Here is a 19,411-nt window from a genome sequence, read left to right on the forward strand (position 1 = left end):
CTTTCATCCTGCCTTCAACTTCCTTCAAAAAGACTTAAGCCAGGCTTAAGGCCGCCCTTCGGCCGGAACTTGGCATGACCATGGGGTCTAACCGGGAACGTCTTGGTGGGGTTCCGGCTCATGGATCTGAATTGGCAGCAGCAACTTGCGGAAAGCGCCTGGTGGCTTGCGCGCGCGTTTGGCATGTCGGCCGTCGCGCTGGCGCTGGCAACCTTGGTGCTGGCGCGCACCACGGTCTGGGGACGCAAGTTCTGGCGCCTGGCCTGGCCCTATTTGACGCCGCGCCGCTCCTGGCGGCCGTTGCTTACGCTGGCGCTGCTGCTGTTCCTGGCGATGTTCGCGGTGCGCATGACCGTGCTGTTCTCGTTCTGGTACAACGGCTTCTATAGTTCGCTGCAGGCGCTGGACCAGGTGGCCTTCTGGCGCTTCCTGGGCATCTTCGCGGTGCTGGCCACCGTGCACGTGGTGCGCAGCCTGGCCGACAGCTACGTGGGCCAGGCCTTCGACATCCATTGGCGGGTCTGGCTGAATGAACGCCTGACGCGCGACTGGCTGGGCAACGGCGCCTACTATCGTGGCCACTTCCTGGACGAGCCCGTCGACAACCCCGACCAGCGGATCGAGCAGGACATTGCCCAGTTCGTGACCGGCTCGCGCACGCTCGCCATCGGCGCGCTCAGCGCCATCGTGTCGCTGGTCGCCTTCACGGCGATCCTGTGGGGCCTGTCCGGCCCGCTGTCCTTGGGCGGCGTGGAAATTCCGCGCGCCATGGTGTTCGTGGTCTACCTCTACGTCATCGTCGCGACCTGGCTGGCGTTCAAGATCGGCCGGCCGCTGATCAAACTGAACTTCCTGTCCGAACGCCTGACGGCCAATTTCCGCTATGCGCTGGTGCGCCTGCGCGAAAACGCCGAGAACGTCGCGTTCTATCGCGGCGAGGAGGTCGAGCGCGCCACCTTGTGGACCCGTTTCACGTCCTACATCGCCAATCTGTGGGCCCGCGTGTACCGGGGATTGAAGTTCGACGGCTTCAATCTGTCGGTCAGCCAGATCGCCGTGGTGTTTCCGTTCATCCTGCAGGCGCCGCGGTTCTTCAGCGGCGCGATCAAGCTGGGCGATGTGATGCAGACCTCGCAGGCATTCGGGCAGGTGCAGGATTCGCTGTCGTTCTTTCGCAGTTCTTATGACGCGTTCGCGCAGTACCGCGCCACGCTGGACCGCCTGAACGGATTCCTGGATGCCAACGAGGCCGCGCGCGCGCTGCCGCAGGTGCAGACGCAGGCCAAGTCCGACGGCATGGACATCGCAGGCCTGGACGTGTCGCGCCCGGACGGGGCCTGTCTGCTGAAAGACCTGACCCTGCAGCTTCATCCGGGGCAGGCCTTGCTGATCAAGGGGCCGTCGGGCAGCGGCAAGACCACGCTGCTGCGTGCGCTGGCCGGCCTGTGGCCGTATGCGCGGGGTACCGTGAGGCGGCCGCAGGGCGAGTCCGCGCTGTTCCTGTCCCAGCGCCCGTATCTGCCGCTGGGCGACCTGCGCGGCGCGGTCGCGTACCCCGGCCTCGCGCAGCCGGCCGACGACGCGCGCCTGGCCGATGCCCTGCGCCAGGTCAACCTGGGCCACCTGGCCGGGCGGCTGGACGAGGTGCAGGACTGGTCGCGCGTGCTGTCGCTGGGCGAGCAGCAGCGCATCGCCTTTGCGCGCGTGCTGGTCAACCGGCCCGCGATCGTGTTCCTGGACGAGGCAACGTCGGCCACCGACGAAGGCCTGGAGCACATGCTGTACAGCCTGCTGCGCGGCGCCTTGCCGGACTGCATGCTGGTCAGCGTGGGGCATCGCAGCACGCTGGATGGGTTTCATACGCACCGGCTGGACCTGCAGGGCGCGGGCCGCTGGCAGGTCGGCCCGATGCCCGCCGCGCGCCAAGCCGACACCCCGGACACCCTGCGGCGCGCGGCGGCCTGAGGGCCGTCGCAGGATGAAACCGGCCGCTTCCCGCGGCCATTTCTACGTCGTGAGCGCGCTCAGGTGCCGACGCGCAGCGGTCCGGTCAGTTTGCGCAGGGCGGCAACGACGCTTTGCGCGGTGATGCGTCCGGTCTTGGGGTTGGCCGACGGGATGTTCTGGATTTCCATCGAGAACGAGGCGGCGTCGGACACGACTTCGACGCGGTGCAGGTTGCGCTCCAGCGAGGGGTCGGCCCAGATTTCCAGCGTGGTGCGGTCCGGCCCGATGCCGGCCAGCGACACGCTGACCGCCACGTTGAGATTGGCCGGAAATCCCACGGCCGCTTCGCGCGGCGACCCGCGGAAGATCAGGCGCGGCTCGGTGATGCCTTCGATGTCGATGTTGTTGTCGACGAGGTAGGGCGCGCCCAGCAGGCCGCGCACCGGCTTGCGGGTGATCATCGTGACGGAATGGATGACGCCTTCGGCCGCGGCGGTGATGGCATCGAGCCCCAGGATGGCGCCGGACGGCACAATGACCTGGCCGCCATGCTGGCGCGCGAGGTCGATGAGGTCTTCGTGGCGCAGCAGCGCGCCGGAGCTGAGCACCACCATTTTCTTGCCGGCGCGCAGCACGGGTTCGGCGATGTCGCGGAACACGGCGGCGGGGGCGCATTCAACGACGACGTCGCAGTGCTCGGCCAGGGCGTCCAGGGTGGTGAACGTGGGCGCGCCGTTGTTCCAGGAGAAGGCGGGCGGGGCGGCGGGATCGCGCACCGCGACGGCGGCGAGCGTCAGGCCGGGCAGCCCGGCATCCAGGGATTGCGCCACGGCCTGGCCGATGGCGCCGAAGCCGGCGATGCCGACACGGTAGCTGTTCATGGGTATCCGGAAAGTTGGGCCAGCGGACGGACCGCAGGCGGTTCGAAAGCGCGGCGCGGCGGGCGCCGCGCGAGGCTGCCGGCCACTGTAGGCGAGCGCCCGGCCGCGCGTCAATGCGGGATGCCCGCAGGACCGCTTGGCGCGCGGCACTTCCCGTCACTGCAGCCGGATGCCCAGCTCCTTGATGAGCGGCCCCATCTCGGCGCGGTCCGCCGTTATCGTGGCCGCCAGTTCCTCGGGAGAACTGCCGATCGGGATCATGCCCAGGGTTTCCATCTGCGCTTTCATCGCCGGGTCCTTCAGGATGTCCGCCACGTCCTTCTGGATCTGCGCGACGCGGTCCCGGGGGATGCCCGCCGGGCCCATCAGGCCGATCCATGGCTGCGGCGCATAGTCCAGGCCAGACTCCTTCAGCGTGGGCGTGTCGGGCAGGCCACCGAAGCGCTGCGGGCTGGTGATCGCCAGGGCGCGCAGGCGCCCGCTGTCGATGAGGCCCCTGGAGCTGGACGGCGCGTCCAGGGCCACGTCGAGCTGCCCGCCAATCAGGTCGTTTTGCGTTTTGCCGGACGACGAGGAGGGCACGTACAGCGCCTTGATGTCGGCGCGGCGCGCCGTCTGCTCCCACACCAGATGAAACGCGGTGCCGATCGAGAAAGAGCCCACGCTGAGGTTGCGCACCCGGCTTTCGCGCACGAAGTCCTCCCAGGTCTTGAGCGGACTGTCCTGGGGCACGATGAAGATGAACGGCGTGCGCGCCACCAGTGAGATCGGTTGAAGGTCCTTTTGCGTGTCGAACGGCAGGCTGTCCACGGCGAAAGGCACGATGGTGACGGACGATGCCACCACCATGCCCAGCGTGTAGCCATCGGGCGCGGATTTCACCAGCGCGCCGGTGCTGATGATGCCCGACGCGCCAGGCCGGTTCTCCACGACCACGGGCTGGCCCCAGGCCGCGCCAAGCTTGCTGGCGAGGACGCGCAGCATGACGTCCACGGGACCGCCGGGCGGATTGGACACGATGATCTTGACGGGTTTGTCGGGATAGGCGGCCGTGGCGGCCAGTGGCATCAGCATCGCGAGCGTAAGTGCGAATGCGGTTTGCTTGAACATGGAATTCCCCTTGTGTCGTTGTTGAGAAGGCGCGGCGGCAAGGCCGGCGCCTCGGGCTGGCGAGTCGCCTCAGGCCAGGATCTGCACGTGCGGCGCCTGGGGCCAGTCCGGCGCCTCGCCCCGGATGAACGCCAGCCATGCGGCCTGTGTCCGGTTTTCCAACTGCTCGCCGTGCGCGGCGGACAGGCCGGCCAGCATGGGGGCGTCGGCAAACGCCCGCAAGGTGCCGAACACGAAGGGCAGTTCAATGCAGTGGCAGGCGCCGAAACGGTCCGTGGGCGCAACGTCGAATCGTGCCAGCCAGGCCTCGCGGCCCTGGGCGACGGCCTGCCGTGCCCACAGCCGCGATGGCGCGCCGAACACCGCGTCGCCCATTTCATGGCTTGCGGCATCCGTGCCGTGGTCGGGAAAGGCGGCCATCTCGTCCCGCGTGTAGCACGCCAGTACGTCGGCGCGGCCCGCGGCCTTCAGCAGCGCGGGTGCGATGTCCTGAGGCAGCACCTGGCCGTCCAGCACCGGGCCGAACAGGCTGCGGCTGCTGCCTTCGTCCCGCAGCGCCTGCACGACCTCGGGCGCCTGCTGCGCCGCCAACAGCGCCGAAACGGGCAGCTCGCGCGCCGCGGCAAGCGAATCGGCGCCGGCGGCGCGCAGAAAGACCTGCCCCAGCGCATCGGCTTGCCGCGCGCTGCGAAAGCCGCGGCCCAGCGCGGCGCTCTGCAGGATGGCGCGTGAGAAGCGCGGCTTGCGCGCCAGCATGGCGCAGATCGACGATGCGCCCGCCGATTGGCCCATGACCGTGATGTGCTCGGGATCGCCGCCCAGGTCCTGGATGTTGGCGCACACCCAGTCGATCGCCGCCTCCTGGTCGAGCAGGCCGGCATTGGCTGTCTGCCCCGGCACGTAGAGCCAGCCCAGCGCGGCGAGCCGGTAATTGACGGCCACGACGACCACGTCGCCGCGCTGTGCGAGGCGGGAACCGTCGTACCAGTCCAAAGCGCCGCCGCCGCTCTGCCAGGCCCCGCCATGCAGCCACACGACGACCGGGCGGCGCTTGCCATCGGCCGCCGGCGTCCACACCGTGAGGTGCAGGCAGTCTTCGGATTGCTGGGCGTCGAAGTCGCCCATGGCGCCGCGCAGCCGCGACGCAAGCTGCGGCGCGACGGTCCCCGTGCCCGTGGCGTCCAGTTCGCCGCGCCACGCCGCAGGTTGCGGCGGCGCGAAGCGCAGGTCGCCCACCGGCGCCTGCGCATAAGGAATGGCGCCATAGCGGCACACGCCGCCCTCGCGCACGCCGACCAGCGTGCCATCCCGCAGCGTTGCCTTCACGCATTCACGCATGAGCTTCCCCCTTGCATTGTTGTGCATCGTCCGGCCGTGGCGGGCGCCGCAGCCGCCGGACTATGGTAGGGAGGAAAGCGCCGCGCCGGGCATTCCGGTTTTGAACATAGCCATGCGCAATGCGCATGGCTATGTAGGCTATCGGGCGATACGCGCGTCCAGGCTGTTGTCCGCCAGGGCCTGCGCCTGCGCCTGCGTCATGCCCAGGTGTTCGTAGAGCGCGTGGAAGTTCTCGTTGACGTAGCCGCCGAAGTAGGCCGGATCGTCGGAGTTGACGGTGACCTTCACGCCCGCGTCCAGCAATGACAGGATGTTGTGCTCGCGCATGTGGCTGAACACGCGCAGGCGGGTATTGGACAACGGACAGACGGTCAGCGGGATCTGCTCGTCGATGAGCCGCGAGATGAGCTTGGGATCTTCGGCCGCGCGCACGCCATGGTCGATGCGCAGCACCTTCAGCAGATCCAGCGCTTCCCAGATGTATTCGGGCGGACCTTCCTCGCCCGCATGCGCCACGGCCGGCAATCCGTGCGCGCGCGCGCGGTCGAAGACGCGCTGGAAGAGGCGCGGCGGAAAGCCCTGCTCGCTGCTGTCCAGGCCCACTGCGATGAACGCGTCGCGGTAGGGCAGCGCCTGGTCCAGCGTGCGCATCGCCTGTTCTTCGGGCAGGTGGCGCAGGAAGCTCAGGATCAGGCCGCTGGTCACGCCGAGTTGCTTGCGGCCGTCGTCGAGCGCCTGGCTGATGCCATTGAGCACGGTCTCAAAGGGGATGCCGCGATCGGTGTGGGTCTGCGGATCGAAGAAGGGCTCGGTATGCACCACGTTCTGTTCGCGGCATTTGAGCAGGTAGGCCCAGGTCAGGTCGTAGAAGTCCTGCTCGGTGCGCAGCACGTCCGCGCCCATGTAGTAGAGATCCAGGAACTCCTGCAGGTTGTTGTAGTTGTACGCGCCGCGCAGGGCCTCGATGTCGGGCCAGGGCAGCGCGACGCCGTTGCGCTGCGCCAGTTTGAACAGCAGCTCGGGTTCGAGCGTGCCCTCCAGGTGCAGGTGCAGTTCCGCCTTGGGCAATGCGTTGAGCCAGTCGTACATGGGAGCTCCGGAAAAAAGAAGGTGCGTGGTCGGAAGACGGCGCGCGGCTCAGGCGGCAAGCGCGATGCCGTCAGCCTGGATGGTGCGTTCGAGCTGAGCCGCGAAGGCGCGCGCCTGGCGCGTGCTGGGGCGGTCGCGCCGCCAGATGGCGGCCAGGGGCGATTTGCGCAGGGCGGGCCGCGCCGGCAGCACGGCGAGTTCGCCGCGCGCCTGCCGGACGGCCGCGACGCTGCCGGGCAGCATCCACAGGTATTGCCCGTCCAGCAGCAGTTCGCGGCCGAATTCCAGCGACAGGACGCCGATCATATCCGGAATCGCCAGGCCAGCCTGGCGCAGGGACAGTTCGAGCTCGCCGCGGATGCGGCTGCCGGGCAGGGCGGTGATCCAGGGGTAGGACACGCAGTCGGCCAGGGTGGCGCCGGGTTGCCGGGCGAGCGGATGCTGCGGGGCGCAGGCCAGCACCACCGGATCCTCCAGCAGGGTGGTCGAGCGGTATATCTGCGGATTGACGGTGGACGAAAAACGGCTGATCAGCACGTCCAGCGTGCCGGTATCCAGGTCCTCGATCAGGCGCTCGTGCGTGCCGACCTCGATCGTCAGCGTGATGCGCGGATGGGCCTCGCGGTAGTCGCGCGCCGCCTGCGCCACGGGCCAGCCCGCGAACATCGAGAAGCAGCCCACCGTCAGGCTGCCTTCATCGCCGCGCGAGACCGCCGCCAGATCGACCTCTGCCTTGCGAAAGCCGTTCAGAAGCTGGCGCGCGTGGCGGCACATGGCGTCGCCCAGCGGCGTGCAGGTCGTTCCTTTTGCGGTGCGCTCGAACAGCCGCGCGCCCACCAGTTCCTCGATCTCGGCGATCGCGCGGGACAGGCCCGATTGCGTGCTGTGCAACTGCGCGGCCGCCTTGGACAGGTTGCCCAGTTCGGAGACGGTCAGCACGATTTCCAGGTGACGGATGCGGAGTTTGCCTCGGAACGGTGTCATGGCGCGGGCGACAGGGATGATGTGCCGATTATTCTCCCGCGCCCGCCGCTTGGCAACGCGCCGCCTACCAGGCGTGCTGCGCGTCCACCGGAAACGCGCCTGCCTTGACGTCGCGCACGTAGGCGGCGAACGCGCCCTGGATGCCGTCGGCGCCTTGCGCGAAGTTGCGCACGAACCGCGGCATCTTGCCGAGGTTGAGCCCCAGCATGTCGTGCATGACCAGCACCTGGCCGTCGGTGCCGCAGCCGGCGCCGATGCCGATGGTGGCGCAGGACGTCATCGCGCGCGTGAGTTCGGCGGCCAATCGGGCCGGGATCATTTCCAGCACCAGCATCGAGGCGCCGGCCTGGTCGAGCTCGCCCGCGTCCCGCAAGAGCCTGGCGGCGCCGTCGTCGTCCCGTCCCTGCACGCGGTAGCCTCCCAGCGCGGAAACGGTCTGAGGCGTGAGTCCCAGATGGCCGCATACCGGAACGCCGCGCTCGACGAGGAACCGGACGATCTCGGTGGTCCAGCCGCCGCCCTCGAGCTTGACCATATGGGCGCCCGCCTCCATGAGCCGCACGGCGGAGGCCATCGCCTGGTCGGTCGACTGGTGGTAGGACCCGAAAGGAAGATCCGCCACCAGCAAGGCGTGGCCGTTCGCCTTGTCCAGGCCGCGGGCCACGCACTGCGTGTGATAGGCAATGTCCTGGAGCGACACGCCGACCGTGCTGGTTTTGCCCTGGCAGACCATGCCGAGCGAGTCGCCGACCAGGATGCTGTCGATGCCGGCGGCATCGGCGGCCGCGGCGAAGGTCGCATCGTAGGCGGTCAGCATGGAGATCTTTTCGCCGGCCTGGCGCATGTCGGCGATGGTCCTGACGGTGACCTTCCTGCGGCCGTCCGGCGCGCCGGACCGGGGCGCCGCGCCGTAGGGCGGGGCGGCGGCGTCCTGCGGGGTCGAGGGCGAAGGAACGTTCGGCTGGTTCATGTCTGGTCTCTGGGTTGTCGCAAGGAAGGCCCGGCCGGACGCAGGCGCGGCCAGCCGGTGTTGATGTCTGCGCGCGGATGCCTGGCCCACCGGCCTGGGCGCATGCATGGGCGGTTGGCGCATCGTAGTACAGTCCGGCTTGCCCGGCGCGGACCATGCGCTTTCCGTGTGTCCGGGATTGCGGCGCGGGCCGCGGCATTGCGGGAGTCGGATATAGTTCCTCGCCCGCCGGCCAGCCGGCGATCATGCATCGGTCTGCAACGGGAGGAACAAGCCATGAATGCCAGGATGCGCCGCGCGCAACGTGCAATCCGGTGCGCGGGCGCCGTGTTGGCCGCAGCAACGTTGAGCGCATGCGGCGTCTCCCGGGTGGACGGCGTCGCCGTGAAATGGCCACCATTCAAGGAAGGCACGCTGGTGACCCTGCCCGCGGACGCGGCGCAATGCCCTGACCTGGCCGGTACCTACCGCGCGCAGGGCGAGCGCCGGTCAGGGGAGGCCGGATCGGCATCGCTTGCCGACCTGCGCGACTTTCTGGCCTACCCCCTGGACCTGCCGGGCCTGCGTGAAACGCCCACGCCATGGCGCGCGTCGCCACAAGCCATCGTGTCGTTTTCCCGGACCGCGGCGGGCTGGGACGTGCTGGCGCTGGACGGCCAAGGCGCGCGGGCCGTGGGGCGCCTGCCGTTGCGGCAAGCCGGTCCAATCCCGCCCGCGTCGGCGGCCGCGGCAGGCCTTCCGTCCCGCGACACGGTCCAGCGCGCGGCGGGCTGCACGCAAGGGCGTCTATGGGTCAGCGTGCGCCAGGACTGGCGGCAGCATGAATCCATCGGCGTGCGCCGCCACGTTGCGATCCTGCGCAAGGAGGCGGGCGGCCTGCTGGTGACCGTGCAGCGTGAGTCCGACACCCTTGGCATGCTGTTGCCCTGGTACACCAACGACAGCGATTTGTTCCAAAACTGGTTTGCGCCCGCCGCCGACCCCGCTTGAAATCTTCAACCCCGCAGGCGTGCGCCTGCCATCACCGAGTGCCTCATGACCGCAAAGCGACTTTTCACCTGGACTTTCTTCTTCGCGCTGTTCGTCGTGCTGGTGGCCTTGTTCTGGCGCCAGCTCTTTGACCAGACGCCGCCGTCGCTGCGCGAGCTGGGCGGACATCCGGTGGGCGGCGACGTGCACATCTACGGCGAGTCGCCGCGCCTTGACGGCATGGCCGACCGCGCGCTGCTGGCCGATGCGCAACGCGGCAATCCGGGCGCCCAGTACATGCAGGGCCTCATCATGGAGCACTACGACATGAAGGAGGCGCTGCGCTGGTACGAGGCGGCCGCGGCGCAGGGCTACGAACTGGCGGCGCAGCGTCTTGAGGCGTTGCGGCAGGCGTCCGCGTCCGCGCAATAGCGATCCCCTTTGAACGCGACCGCGCAACACGCCCGCTTCGTGTCCGGCCCGCTCGGCGGGCACGTCCTCGAGATGGTCCTGACCGGCTGGGCAAGCATGCTGGCCGTGTTTGCCGTGGAATTCCTGTCGCTGCTGTACCTGGGCACGCTGGAGGACGAGGCGGTGCTGGGCGCGGTGGGATTCGGGTCCATGACGCAGTTCACCATCATCGCCGTCTGCATCGGCGTGACGGTGGGTGGCGCGGCCCTGGTGTCGCGGGCGTTGGGCGCGCAGGACGCGGCCCAGGCGCGCACGCTGGCGGGCGCGTCCCTGATCCTGATGGCCGCCACCGCATTGGCCGCCGGCGCGGTGTTTCTCGCGGCGATCGGTCCGTTTACCGCCGCCAACGGCCTGGCCGAGGACGTGCGCGCGCATCTGCTGTCGTATGTGCTCATCACCACGCCGTTCGCGGTGGTCATGGGCATCGGCATGATGCTGTCCAACCTGCTGCGCGCGGCGGGCCATGGACGGCAATCCATGTGGGTGCTGCTGGCGGGAACCGGCACGGTCGCCGTGCTCGATCCCATCGTCATCTTCGTGCTGGACGGCGGCATGGTGGGCATCGCTTGGGCGAGCGGCGCGGGGCGCCTGGCCACCGTGGCGCTGGGCGCCTGGCTGGTGTTTCGCAAGCACCGCCTGGTCGCGTGGCCGGCGGTCGGGCAACTGCGTGAGCACCTGGCCGCGATCGGCGCCATCGCCTTGCCGGCCGCGCTGACCACCTTGGCTACGCCGGCGGCGGTGATCTTCACCGTGTCCACGTACGCCAGCTTCGGCCCCAGCGTGCTGGCGGGCGCCACGGTCGTGGACCGGCTGCTGCAACTGGCGTATTCGCTGTTTTTCGTGCTGCCCGGCGCCATCGGGCCGATACTCGGGCAGAACCTGGGCGCCGGCCAGTGGGACCGCGTCAGGCAGACCGCCGGCCTGGCGGCGCGCTGGGCGCTGCTGTACGGGTTTTCGGCGGCGGTCGGGCTGGCGATCCTGGCGCCGTGGATGCCGGACATCTTCCGGGTCACCGGACCCGGGCGCGACCTGATCGTCTTCTTCTGCCGCTACGGCAGCTTTGCCTGGGCGTTGAATGCGCTGTTCTTCGTGTCGATCGCCGTGTTCAACAACCTGGGATACGCCACGTATTCAACCGTCATCGGCTGGCTGCGCGCCACAATCGGCACCGTGCCCTTCGTCTGGCTGGGCGCTCGCCTGGGCGGGCCGGAAGGGGTGATGCTGGGGCAGATGGGCGGCTTTGCGCTGTTCAGCCTGATCGCGATGGCGCTGTGCCGGCGCGTGCTGCGCGCCCCGCCAGCGGGATTCGCGCCTGGCGCGCCGGCCTGAGCCGCGCCGGGCCGGGCGCCGGTTCGATTTCGGCGGCCGGTCGCGGTACGATCCCGGCTGACTTCGATTTTTCAGGAAAGCCATGCGCCAGAGTTCCCTACGTCCTCGAATCGACAGCTTTTCCCGCGTGCTGCTGGCCGCTGCGTTGAGCGCCGCCGCCGCGGGCGCCGCGCAGGCGCAGTCGCCCGGGTCGGCGACCGGGTCGCGCGTCCAGACGCCCGCGCCGGAACAGCCGCAGCCGGTCCTCAAGCCCAAGCGCAGCTTCGATGACACCCCGGCCCCGGCCGCCGCGGCTGCGCCCGCAGCCGCAGCCACGCCCGCAGCCGCAGCCACGCCCGCAGGCGCACCGGCGGCCGCGCCTGCTGCCCCCGCGCCTGCGGCCGCCGCGCCCACCGTCATCGTGCCCACCGAACTCGACACCAAGGCGTGCATCGACAAGCTGCGCAAGGGCGCCACGGCCAACGGCCTGACCGTCGCCGACTGGGACAAGTACACCGCCAACGCCACGCTGCTGCCCACGACCGTCGCCTCGGCCAAGGGCCAGCCCGAAGGCCGTGAAAGCTGGTGGGACTACATCGCCAAGACGGTGGACGACGAGCGCGTGCAGGACGGCAAAGCCGTGCTGGGCAAATACGGCGCCCAGCTTGGCGCCATCAGCCAGCAGTACCAGGTCGATCCCGCCACGCTGGTCGCCATCTTCGGCATCGAAACCAACTACGGCCGCCAGGTCGGCAAGACCGACGTGCTCAACGCGTGGCTGACCCGCGCCTGCACCGAGAACAAGACGCTCTGGGAAAAGAACGCCTACGCCTCTGTGCGCCTGCTGCGCGACGGCACCGTGCCCGCCGACAAGTTCGTCGGTTCCTGGAGCGGCGCTTTCGGCATGACGCAATTCATCCCGACCTCGTTCTACGAACTGGCCGCCGACGGCGACGGCGACGGCCGCATCGATCTCTACAACTCGCTGCCCGATGCGCTGGCCTCCACGGCCAACCACCTGCGCAAGCGCCGCGCCCAGTGGACGCACGGCCTGCCGGCCGTGGTGGAGGTGCGCGTGCCCGCCGAACTGGCCGCCGCGATTCCGCCCGAGCCCGACGCGGAATACGTCGGTTCGCAAGACCGCCGCACCATCGCCCAGTGGGCACAGGCCGGCGTCAAGCAGGGTGACGGCTCGGTGCTGAAACTGCCCTCGGGCAATGACCAGCAGGCGTACCTTTTCGCACCCACCGGCGCGCGCGGCCCGGTGTTCCTGGCCACCGTAAACTTCGACGCCATCCTGCACTACAACCAGTCGCGCCGCTACGGCCTGGCCGTGTCGCTGCTGCTGAACCGCCTGCAGGGCGGCCCGGCGCTCGCGACCGCCTGGCCCACCGACGATCCTGGCCTGTCGCGGGCGCAGATCAAGGAGCTTCAGGAACAGCTCTACGGCCGCGGCCATGACATCGGCGTGGCCGACGGCATTCCCGGCGCGAAGACGCGCGACGCGGTGCGCGCCGAGCAGGCGCGGCTCAACCTGCCGCAGGATGGCCGCGTCGGCAAGCGCATCCTGGATGCGCTCAAGGCCGACCAGCCCGCGGCCATGCGGGCCTATCCGCCGCAATGAGCGGGCCGCGCGGATGAGGGTTAGGCTGGAGTGCGTGGCGCCGTCCGGGCCGGTATGATCGGCAGGTCCGCCACCGCTCTCAACAACCATGCCGTCCGCCGAGTTTCCCGACGATTTCCAGACCCTGCGCCTGCGCGCCCGCCGCATGTCGCAGGCGCATCTGCCGTTCATGATCGAAATGCACGCCAATGCCGACCTGATGCAGTCCATGGGCGGCACGCGCGACGCGGCGTCCAGCCGTCGCTACGTGGCGCAGAACATCGTGCACTGGACCGAGCACGGCTACGGCATGTACGTGCTGGAAGACCGCGACACCGGCTTGCCCGCGGGCCGGGCGGGGCTGAAAGCCTCGACGTCGCCCGGCCGCGCGGGCGTAGAACTGGCCTATGCGCTGCATCCCGACTGCTGGGGCAAGGGGTTTGCGCCGGAGATTTCCCGCGCGCTGATCGCGCTGGGATTCCGTCTGCTGCCGGTGGATGTGCTGGGCGCCGTGGCGCTGCGGTCCAATGTGGCGTCGCAGCGGGTCATGGAAAAGACCGGGCTGCGCTACGTCGGCATGACTGGCGACACGCCCGAGCCCAAGGTCTGCTACGAAATCCGGCGCGTGGACTGGCGCAGGCTGGAAGGCGTGTGAGCCGCCATCCGCGCGGCGCTAACATGGCGCGATGAGCACCAGGAAAACCACTGCCGGCAAATCCGGCGCCGGCCGCGCCACGGCAACGCCCGTTGCCGTTCCCGCCGACGACCCGCCGCCCGTTGCGCCCGAGCGCCCCGCGCCCGACGAATGCTGCCACAGCGGCTGCATCCCCTGCGTCTATGACCTCTACGACGAAGCCATGGACCGCTATCGGGACGCGTTGAAGGCCTGGCGCGCCCGGCACGAGCCGCAGCAGCCCTGAACGCCCCGAGCGCCCCGAGCGCCCCGAACGCCGGGCAGCGATCAGCCCGGCAGCTTCATGTGGATGATGGGAAACGGACGGCCCGCGTCGTCGTAGGCCGAGCGGCCCATGTCCTCGAAACCGTAGTGCTTGTAGAAGCCGTGCGCCTGTGGATTCTGCTCGTTTACGTCGACCAGCAGCGTGCCGTGCAGCGAGCGCGCGAAATTCAGCAGGCGCCGGCCGGCGCCCTTGCCGCGCTTGTTGGCATCGACGAACAGCATCTCGACCTTGTTGCCGGCCAGGCCCATGAAGCCGGCCACCTCGCCGGCATCGTCCTCGCAGACCCAGACCCTCACTGATGGCAGGTAGGTGTTGAGCACCTGTGGGTACATGGCCTGGATTTCCTTTTCGGAAAGGAAAGTATGGGTGGCGCGTACCGAGCGGAGCCAGATATCCACCAAGGCCAGATCGTCGCCGTGGTTGCGTTCTCGGATGTTCATTTCTTATTGATTCTGTAGGTCGTGTGCCGATGGCGGTCCTTGGCCGCTAAAGCCCTGCGCGATAGATGTCGGTGGCTGCCAGGACGGTTTCCATCTGCACAGTATGCGCGAAAACGAAACGGTCGCCGTAGACCGTTTCATCCGGAAACTCCGAAATCAGCGCCATCGGCAGGTCTTCGCGGTCGGTTTCCGTGATCTGCACCGGAATCCCGTTCAGCAAGTCAAAGCCCGTTTCGAGCGCATGCGCGTGGAACAGTTCCAGTTGGCGGGCATTGAACCGCACCAGGTCCGGCACGTTGCGGGCCAGGCGCGCGGTGACGCCTTCGATCAGGCGGCGTGCGCGTTCAGCCCATCCCGGATGATGGCGCAGCACCAGGAAAAAGCCCTTGGGAATGGTCCAGAGCTCGAAGTGGCGCGGCAGGTACCCCGACAGCGGGCGCGTCCATTCGTGCGCGGGATAGCCGTGCAGGTTGATGTGAAGCTGCGCGCCGCTGATGGCGTGCGCCTGGTGCCGGCCGTCGCGTTCGAAGAACGGCGCGCGCTCGCGGTACGCGATGTCGTCACCCAGCGCGCTGTAGCGCGACGCGTGCAGCATGTGGCGGGGATGCTGTTCGCGCAGCCGGTTAAAGAGCGCGTAGCCATCGGGGTTCTCGGACGCGATCAGCGCGAAATGCGCATCGCCGCGCGCGGCCAGGGTCTGCGCCGCGCGCAGCGCGCCCACGACGCCCGAGGTCTCGTTGGCGTGCTGCGCGCCGGAAATGAAGACGGCCGGACCCGGGCCGCGCACGTAGGTGCCCAGCACCGGACGGCCCTGGCGGGACATCGCCTGGAAGGTGTCGCCGCCGAATGCCGCCATGCATCCGGCGATCTGCGCGGCCGACAGCGGTTCGCGCGCCTGCGTCAGCGGCTGCGCGGGCAGCGACGGGATCACGGGCGCCACGGGCGCGAAGGTCTCCACCGACATCTGCACGCGCGCCGCGCCGTCGTGGCGCCGGATGTCGGGAATGATCTGGCCGGGCTGCAGGCCGCGATCGCCGGACGGGCGGCCCGAGTGCTGCTGGAAGTGCTCGAGCAGCGAGAAATAGATGTCCTCGTGCAGCGCCTCGAAGGTGCTGACGATTTCCTCGTCCACCGGCAGCGCGAAGTCGATGCCCGGCAGGTCCACGCGGATTTCCAGGCGATCGAAGTAGGGCTCGTGCGCGCCCCACGCATGGTTGCGCACGGTGTCCATGATGCTGCGAAAGAGCAGTTGGTATTCGGTGGCCTGCGCGGCATCGGTCCGCACGACGCCGTCCGCATCGCGCACGCGCAGCCAGCCCGTGGGCGACAGTTCCGGCGTGCCGTCGGGCGCGTGCCCGAGCGCGTTGGGCGCGAACACGCGGGTGTCGACCTTGCGGCCGTCTGCGTAGGCCAGGCTGACGTCGTAGTGCAGGTCGGCGGCGCCGGGCAGCAGGGTCACGCGCACGCCCTGCAGCAGCGCGACCAGCGGATACGCCTCGAGCGTGAAGCGCTTGGCCTGCGCATGTTCGTGCAGTGGATAGCGGATCTCGGCCGACAACAGCCCCTCGCGCTCCACCTCTTCAAGAAAGTAATGCAGCAATGGCTTGTAGGCGCTGCGAAAGCGCGCCTTGACGCCAGCCTGTTCCAGCCGGGCCTGCGCCGCGCGGCGGGCCGCCACGTCCTCGAACAGCCAGCCTTCCACGACCGCGCCGCGCCAGGCCGGCGACAGGTAGGCGTGTGTCCACGCGTCCAGCGTGCGGTCGAATGTCTTTTCCAGCAACGTCATGCTCGGTGTTCCTTCCGGCCGCGCGGGCCGGATCGATATTTCAGACCTTGCCGGTCGGGTCCAGGCGGTCGCGCAGCCAGTCGCCCAGCAGATTCAGGCCCAGCACGGTCAACATGATGGCCAGGCCGGGAAAGACGCTGACCCACCAGGCCGTCTGCATATACGTGCGGCCGTCGGCAAGCATACCGCCCCAGCTCGGGATCATGGGATCGACGCCCAGGCCCAGGAAGGTCAGGCTGCTTTCCAGCAGGATGTTGTTGGCCACGTTCAGGGTCATCAGGATCACCAGCGGCCCCAGCAGGTTCGGCACGATGTGGTGGCGGATCATCGCCAGGTCGCGCACGCCGAAGGCGCGCGCGGCCAGCACGAACTCGCGCTCGCGCAGGGCCAGCACCTGCGCGCGGACCAGCCGGGCGTACTGCACCCATTGCGACACGATCATGAAGAAGATGACGTTGAACAGGCCCCCGCCCAGGATGGCGATGAACGTGATCGCGACCAGGATGAAGGGCAGGGCGAGCTGCACGTCGGCAAAGCGCATGACGATCATGTCCCAGAAACCGCGGTAGTAGCCCGCGATCAGGCCCATGACGATGCCCAGCAGCGCGCCGCCCAGCACGGACGCAAAGCCCACCAGCAGCGAGATCTTGCCGCCGACGATGACGCGCGCCAGCACGTCACGGCCCAGCGGGTCGGTGCCGAAGGGATGGGCGGCGGACGCGAAAGGCGCCATCAGGCGGCCGGCCAGGTCCATCGATTCGCCGCCATCCGGAAAGAGCCAGCCCGAGGCCAGCACCAGCAGGACCATGACGCCGGTCAACAGCGCGCCCAGCACGAATTCCAGCGAGCGGTAGCGGCTGCGCGGTTTGACGGCCTTCGGGGCCGCGGGGGAAGTGGTTGTCTGCATGATGCTCAGCGCGTGCGGATACGGGGATCGACGATGCCGTAGGCGATGTCGACGACCAGGTTGACCAGGACGATGACGGTGGCCAGCACGGTGACCGTGCCTTGCAGCACCGGATAGTCGCGGCCGGAAATGGCGTCGAACGCCAGCGTGCCCAGCCCCGGCCAGTTGAAGACCATCTCGATCACGACGATGCCGCCGATCAGGCCGCCGAACTGCAGGCCCAGGTAGGTGATCAGCGGAATGGCGCAATTGCGCAGCGCGTGCTTGTACAGCACCACGCGTTCCTTCAGGCCCTTGCTGCGCGCCACCATGATGTACTGCGCGGACAGCGTTTCCAGCATCGTCGTGCGCACCAGTCGGATGTTGGTGGCGCTGAGGATGATCGCCATGGTCAGCGACGGCAGCACCAGGCTCGCCGGCCCGCTCCATCCCGAAGGCGGCAGCAGCGGGAACGTGATCGACAGCAGCAGCACCAGCATCAGCGCCAGCCAGAAGTTGGGAAACGACAGTCCCACCAGCGACAGGATGCGGATCGCCTGGTCCGTGGGCTTGCCGCGCTTGATGGCGGCCTGGATGCCCAGCGGCAGCGAGATCAGGATCGACACGATCAGGGACGTGAACGCGAGCATCAGCGTGGCGGGCAGGGCATCGCCGATCAGCTTGGCGACCGACGTGCCGCCCATGAAGCTGCGCCCGAAATCGCCGTGCAAAAGGCCCTGCATGTACGACAGGTACTGCTCGTGGAACGGCCGGTTCAGCCCGAGCGCCTGGCGGATATTGGCCAGGTCTTGCTCCGTCACACTGCCCGAACCCTGGCTGAGCATCAGCGCGGGGTCGCCGGTCAGGCGCACGGCATAAGAGACAAGCAGCGTCACGGCCACGATCACGAAGATCGCCTGCAACACGCGTTTGATGAGAAATCCGGTCATAAGGCGCCGCGCCGGCTTACGCCGTCGCGAAAAAATGATGTGAGTGCGGCACTAGCTACCACCAATGCCTCAACGGGGCACACCCCAGCGGGATGCCGCGGAACCGGCTTTGCCGGTCCGCAGGCATGCCCCCCCCTGGGGGGGAAGCGCGTAGCGCTTCGGGGGGGGGACTCAGTCCACACTGGCGTTGACGAAGCGGAAGCGGATGTCTCCCGGAACCTCCAGGTTCTTCACGCGCTTGTTCACGCCCACGATCGTGTTCAGGCTGTACAGCGGCAGCTCCAGCGCCTGGTCGGCGACGTACGCGGCGATTTCCTGCAGCATCGCTTCACGCTTCTTCACGTCATAGACCGTGCGCTGCGCTTCCAGCATCTGATTGAGCTTGGCGTCGTTGTCGTACGGGTTCCACTTCTGGCCCGAGTGGTACATCAGGTACGCGGTGTTGTCGTAGTCGTACGTCCAGCCGCCCCATTGGTTCTGCCACATCTCGCCGGTCTTGCCGCCGGGGATGATGTCGTTGAGCAGCACGCCCGTTTCGTAGGGCTTGATGGTGGCGCGCACGCCCACGCCCTGCAGGTAGCCCGACACGGCCTGGGCTACTTCGCGGAAGTTCGAATCGCTGCCGCGCACGTCGATCTGCACCGTGGCGCCCGGCTTCACGCCCGCGGCAGCCAGCAGCTTCTTGGCTTCGGCGGGGTTGAAGGGCAGGGGCTTTTGCTCGGGGTTGTAGCCGAACGATTGCGGGCCCTGGAAGCTGGCGATGGTCTTGGCCTGGCCCAACAGCAGCTGCTTGACGATGGCGTCGCGATCGACCGCCATGATCAGCGCGCGGCGCACGTCGCGGCTCTGCGTGATGCCGTTCTTGGTGTTGTAGCGCAGCGCGAAGGCCACCGGACCGCCCGTGGAGATCACGTGGGCATTGCCCGACTTCTTCACGGTTTCGATCAGGCCCAGCGGGATCAGCGTGGCGATGTCGATGCGGCCGGCCTGCAGCTCGGCGACCTGCGTGCCGGGCTCGCCGATGAAGCGGTACACCACCTTGTCCAGCTTGGGCTTGCCGCCCCAGTAGTCGTCGTTGCGCGCCAGCGTCACGTTGACCTTGGGCTGATAGCTCTCGAACTTGAACGGGCCGGTGCCGACCGGGTTCGTGTTGAAGAAATCCTCGCCCTTTTCCTTGATGTACTTGGGCGGCACGATCATCGCGCCGTAGCCGGCCAGCTTGGTGAGCAGCACCGGATCGGGCTGCTTCAGGATGAAGTCCACCGTGTACTCGTCCACTACCTTGACCTCGCCGATCGAGTCGTAGTTGGACTTCTGCGGCCCCTTGGCGCCTTCCGCGCCCAGCAGGCGCTCGAAGGTGAACTTCACGGCCTCGGCGTTGAAGGGCTCGCCGTTATGGAACTTCACGCCTTCGCGCAGCTTGAAGCGCAGGCGCTTGTTGTCGTCCTGGTATTCCCAGCTCGTGGCCAGGCCCGGCTGCAGCTTCAGGTCCGCGCCGCGCATGGTCAGGCCGTCGTACAGGTTGCTGCCGACCGAGCCCCAGAACGTCACGAAGGTGTCGATCGGATCCCAGCTTCCCGGATCCTGGTTGATGGCGACGTTGAGCGTGCCGGCGGCGTGCGCCGTCGAAAAGGGCGGCGCGGCGCCCAGCGCCAGGGTCAGGGCGGTGGCGGTGAAAGTGGTGCGTAGGAACTGCATGGTCGCCTCCAGGGACGGGGAA

The 19,411-nt window shown here is 68.4% G+C and carries 18 protein-coding genes; 7 read left to right on the top strand and 11 right to left on the bottom strand.

What is annotated here, in order from left to right; all coding sequences use genetic code 11:
* Nucleotides 1-120 precede the first annotated feature (120 nt).
* Nucleotides 121-1,965: an ABC transporter ATP-binding protein/permease gene (locus BMW75_RS13845; protein ID WP_092580066.1), complete on the top strand. Its 1,845-nt coding sequence runs from the start codon at nt 121-123 to the stop codon at nt 1,963-1,965.
* 59 nt (nt 1,966-2,024) lie between these two features.
* On the opposite strand, the gene BMW75_RS13850 is transcribed toward BMW75_RS13845, so the two are convergent.
* The 6 genes from BMW75_RS13850 to panB form a co-directional block, all read right to left on the bottom strand.
* Complete coding sequence (locus BMW75_RS13850; protein ID WP_092580068.1) at nt 2,025-2,828, bottom strand: aspartate dehydrogenase; 804 nt, start codon at nt 2,826-2,828, stop codon at nt 2,025-2,027.
* Nucleotides 2,829-2,984: 156 nt separating this feature from the next.
* A complete protein-coding gene (locus tag BMW75_RS13855) occupies nt 2,985-3,938 on the bottom strand; it encodes a Bug family tripartite tricarboxylate transporter substrate binding protein (RefSeq protein WP_092580070.1) in 954 nt (317 codons plus the stop codon).
* A 69-nt stretch (nt 3,939-4,007) separates the two neighbouring features.
* Nucleotides 4,008-5,276, bottom strand: a complete 1,269-nt coding sequence (locus BMW75_RS13860; protein WP_092580072.1) for a carboxylesterase family protein — start codon at nt 5,274-5,276, stop codon at nt 4,008-4,010.
* A gap of 138 nt (nt 5,277-5,414) precedes the next feature.
* Complete coding sequence (locus tag BMW75_RS13865) at nt 5,415-6,365, bottom strand: adenosine deaminase (RefSeq protein WP_092580074.1); 951 nt, start codon at nt 6,363-6,365, stop codon at nt 5,415-5,417.
* Nucleotides 6,366-6,413: 48 nt separating this feature from the next.
* Nucleotides 6,414-7,349, bottom strand: a complete 936-nt coding sequence (locus tag BMW75_RS13870) for a LysR family transcriptional regulator (protein WP_092580076.1) — start codon at nt 7,347-7,349, stop codon at nt 6,414-6,416.
* Between the two features lie 64 nt (nt 7,350-7,413).
* Complete coding sequence (gene panB / locus BMW75_RS13875; protein ID WP_092580078.1) at nt 7,414-8,319, bottom strand: 3-methyl-2-oxobutanoate hydroxymethyltransferase; 906 nt, start codon at nt 8,317-8,319, stop codon at nt 7,414-7,416.
* A 384-nt stretch (nt 8,320-8,703) separates the two neighbouring features.
* On the opposite strand from panB, the gene BMW75_RS13880 reads away from it, so the two are divergent.
* From BMW75_RS13880 to BMW75_RS13905, 6 genes are all read left to right on the top strand, one after another.
* Nucleotides 8,704-9,309, top strand: a complete 606-nt coding sequence (locus tag BMW75_RS13880; RefSeq protein WP_254792011.1) for a hypothetical protein — start codon at nt 8,704-8,706, stop codon at nt 9,307-9,309.
* 45 nt (nt 9,310-9,354) lie between these two features.
* The gene (locus tag BMW75_RS13885; RefSeq protein WP_092580080.1) at nt 9,355-9,720 is read left to right on the top strand and encodes a hypothetical protein; all 366 of its coding nucleotides are present in this window, start codon (nt 9,355-9,357) and stop codon (nt 9,718-9,720) included.
* 9 nt (nt 9,721-9,729) lie between these two features.
* A complete protein-coding gene (locus tag BMW75_RS13890) occupies nt 9,730-11,088 on the top strand; it encodes an MATE family efflux transporter (RefSeq protein WP_254792012.1) in 1,359 nt (452 codons plus the stop codon).
* A gap of 82 nt (nt 11,089-11,170) precedes the next feature.
* Nucleotides 11,171-12,691 (top strand): lytic murein transglycosylase, encoded by a 1,521-nt coding sequence (locus BMW75_RS13895; protein ID WP_092580082.1) that lies wholly within the window; start codon nt 11,171-11,173, stop codon nt 12,689-12,691.
* Nucleotides 12,692-12,779: 88 nt separating this feature from the next.
* Nucleotides 12,780-13,325 carry a GNAT family N-acetyltransferase gene (locus BMW75_RS13900; RefSeq protein WP_076520247.1) on the top strand — a complete coding sequence of 182 codons (546 nt, stop codon included), beginning with the start codon at nt 12,780-12,782 and terminating at the stop codon, nt 13,323-13,325.
* 31 nt (nt 13,326-13,356) lie between these two features.
* Entirely contained in the window at nt 13,357-13,590 is a 234-nt protein-coding gene (locus BMW75_RS13905; RefSeq protein WP_092580084.1) for an oxidoreductase-like domain-containing protein, read from the top strand.
* A 41-nt stretch (nt 13,591-13,631) separates the two neighbouring features.
* Here the strand turns inward: BMW75_RS13905 and BMW75_RS13910 are convergent, their stop codons facing one another.
* From BMW75_RS13910 to BMW75_RS13930, 5 genes are all read right to left on the bottom strand, one after another.
* On the bottom strand, nt 13,632-14,069 hold the full coding sequence (locus tag BMW75_RS13910) for an acetyltransferase (RefSeq protein ID WP_092580086.1): 438 nt from the start codon (nt 14,067-14,069) through the stop codon (nt 13,632-13,634).
* 46 nt (nt 14,070-14,115) lie between these two features.
* Nucleotides 14,116-15,855: a M14 family metallopeptidase gene (locus BMW75_RS13915; protein ID WP_092580088.1), complete on the bottom strand. Its 1,740-nt coding sequence runs from the start codon at nt 15,853-15,855 to the stop codon at nt 14,116-14,118.
* A gap of 40 nt (nt 15,856-15,895) precedes the next feature.
* Nucleotides 15,896-16,762, bottom strand: a complete 867-nt coding sequence (locus BMW75_RS13920) for an ABC transporter permease (protein ID WP_076520251.1) — start codon at nt 16,760-16,762, stop codon at nt 15,896-15,898.
* 5 nt (nt 16,763-16,767) lie between these two features.
* The gene (locus BMW75_RS13925; RefSeq protein WP_092580090.1) at nt 16,768-17,691 is read right to left on the bottom strand and encodes an ABC transporter permease; all 924 of its coding nucleotides are present in this window, start codon (nt 17,689-17,691) and stop codon (nt 16,768-16,770) included.
* Between the two features lie 171 nt (nt 17,692-17,862).
* Complete coding sequence (locus BMW75_RS13930; RefSeq protein ID WP_092580092.1) at nt 17,863-19,389, bottom strand: ABC transporter substrate-binding protein; 1,527 nt, start codon at nt 19,387-19,389, stop codon at nt 17,863-17,865.
* Nucleotides 19,390-19,411: the final 22 nt, after the last annotated feature.

It is taken from the genome of Achromobacter sp. NFACC18-2, assembly GCF_900108985.1.
Classification (GTDB): domain Bacteria; phylum Pseudomonadota; class Gammaproteobacteria; order Burkholderiales; family Burkholderiaceae_B; genus Achromobacter.

Bases quoted from the DNA above. Each gene is read 5' to 3' on its own strand.
- BMW75_RS13910 (WP_092580086.1), bottom strand. From the start codon at position 14,069: ATGAACATCCGAGAACGCAACCACGGCGACGATCTGGCCTTGGTGGAT.
- panB (WP_092580078.1), bottom strand. From the start codon at position 8,319: ATGAACCAGCCGAACGTTCCTTCGCCCTCGACCCCGCAGGACGCCGCC.
- BMW75_RS13925 (WP_092580090.1), bottom strand. From the start codon at position 17,691: ATGACCGGATTTCTCATCAAACGCGTGTTGCAGGCGATCTTCGTGATC.
- BMW75_RS13870 (WP_092580076.1), bottom strand. From the start codon at position 7,349: ATGACACCGTTCCGAGGCAAACTCCGCATCCGTCACCTGGAAATCGTG.
- BMW75_RS13895 (WP_092580082.1), top strand. From the start codon at position 11,171: ATGCGCCAGAGTTCCCTACGTCCTCGAATCGACAGCTTTTCCCGCGTG.
- BMW75_RS13885 (WP_092580080.1), top strand. From the start codon at position 9,355: ATGACCGCAAAGCGACTTTTCACCTGGACTTTCTTCTTCGCGCTGTTC.
- BMW75_RS13915 (WP_092580088.1), bottom strand. From the start codon at position 15,855: ATGACGTTGCTGGAAAAGACATTCGACCGCACGCTGGACGCGTGGACA.
- BMW75_RS13845 (WP_092580066.1), top strand. From the start codon at position 121: ATGGATCTGAATTGGCAGCAGCAACTTGCGGAAAGCGCCTGGTGGCTT.
- BMW75_RS13860 (WP_092580072.1), bottom strand. From the start codon at position 5,276: ATGCGTGAATGCGTGAAGGCAACGCTGCGGGATGGCACGCTGGTCGGC.
- BMW75_RS13855 (WP_092580070.1), bottom strand. From the start codon at position 3,938: ATGTTCAAGCAAACCGCATTCGCACTTACGCTCGCGATGCTGATGCCA.
- BMW75_RS13930 (WP_092580092.1), bottom strand. From the start codon at position 19,389: ATGCAGTTCCTACGCACCACTTTCACCGCCACCGCCCTGACCCTGGCG.
- BMW75_RS13865 (WP_092580074.1), bottom strand. From the start codon at position 6,365: ATGTACGACTGGCTCAACGCATTGCCCAAGGCGGAACTGCACCTGCAC.
- BMW75_RS13905 (WP_092580084.1), top strand. From the start codon at position 13,357: ATGAGCACCAGGAAAACCACTGCCGGCAAATCCGGCGCCGGCCGCGCC.
- BMW75_RS13900 (WP_076520247.1), top strand. From the start codon at position 12,780: ATGCCGTCCGCCGAGTTTCCCGACGATTTCCAGACCCTGCGCCTGCGC.
- BMW75_RS13920 (WP_076520251.1), bottom strand. From the start codon at position 16,762: ATGCAGACAACCACTTCCCCCGCGGCCCCGAAGGCCGTCAAACCGCGC.
- BMW75_RS13850 (WP_092580068.1), bottom strand. From the start codon at position 2,828: ATGAACAGCTACCGTGTCGGCATCGCCGGCTTCGGCGCCATCGGCCAG.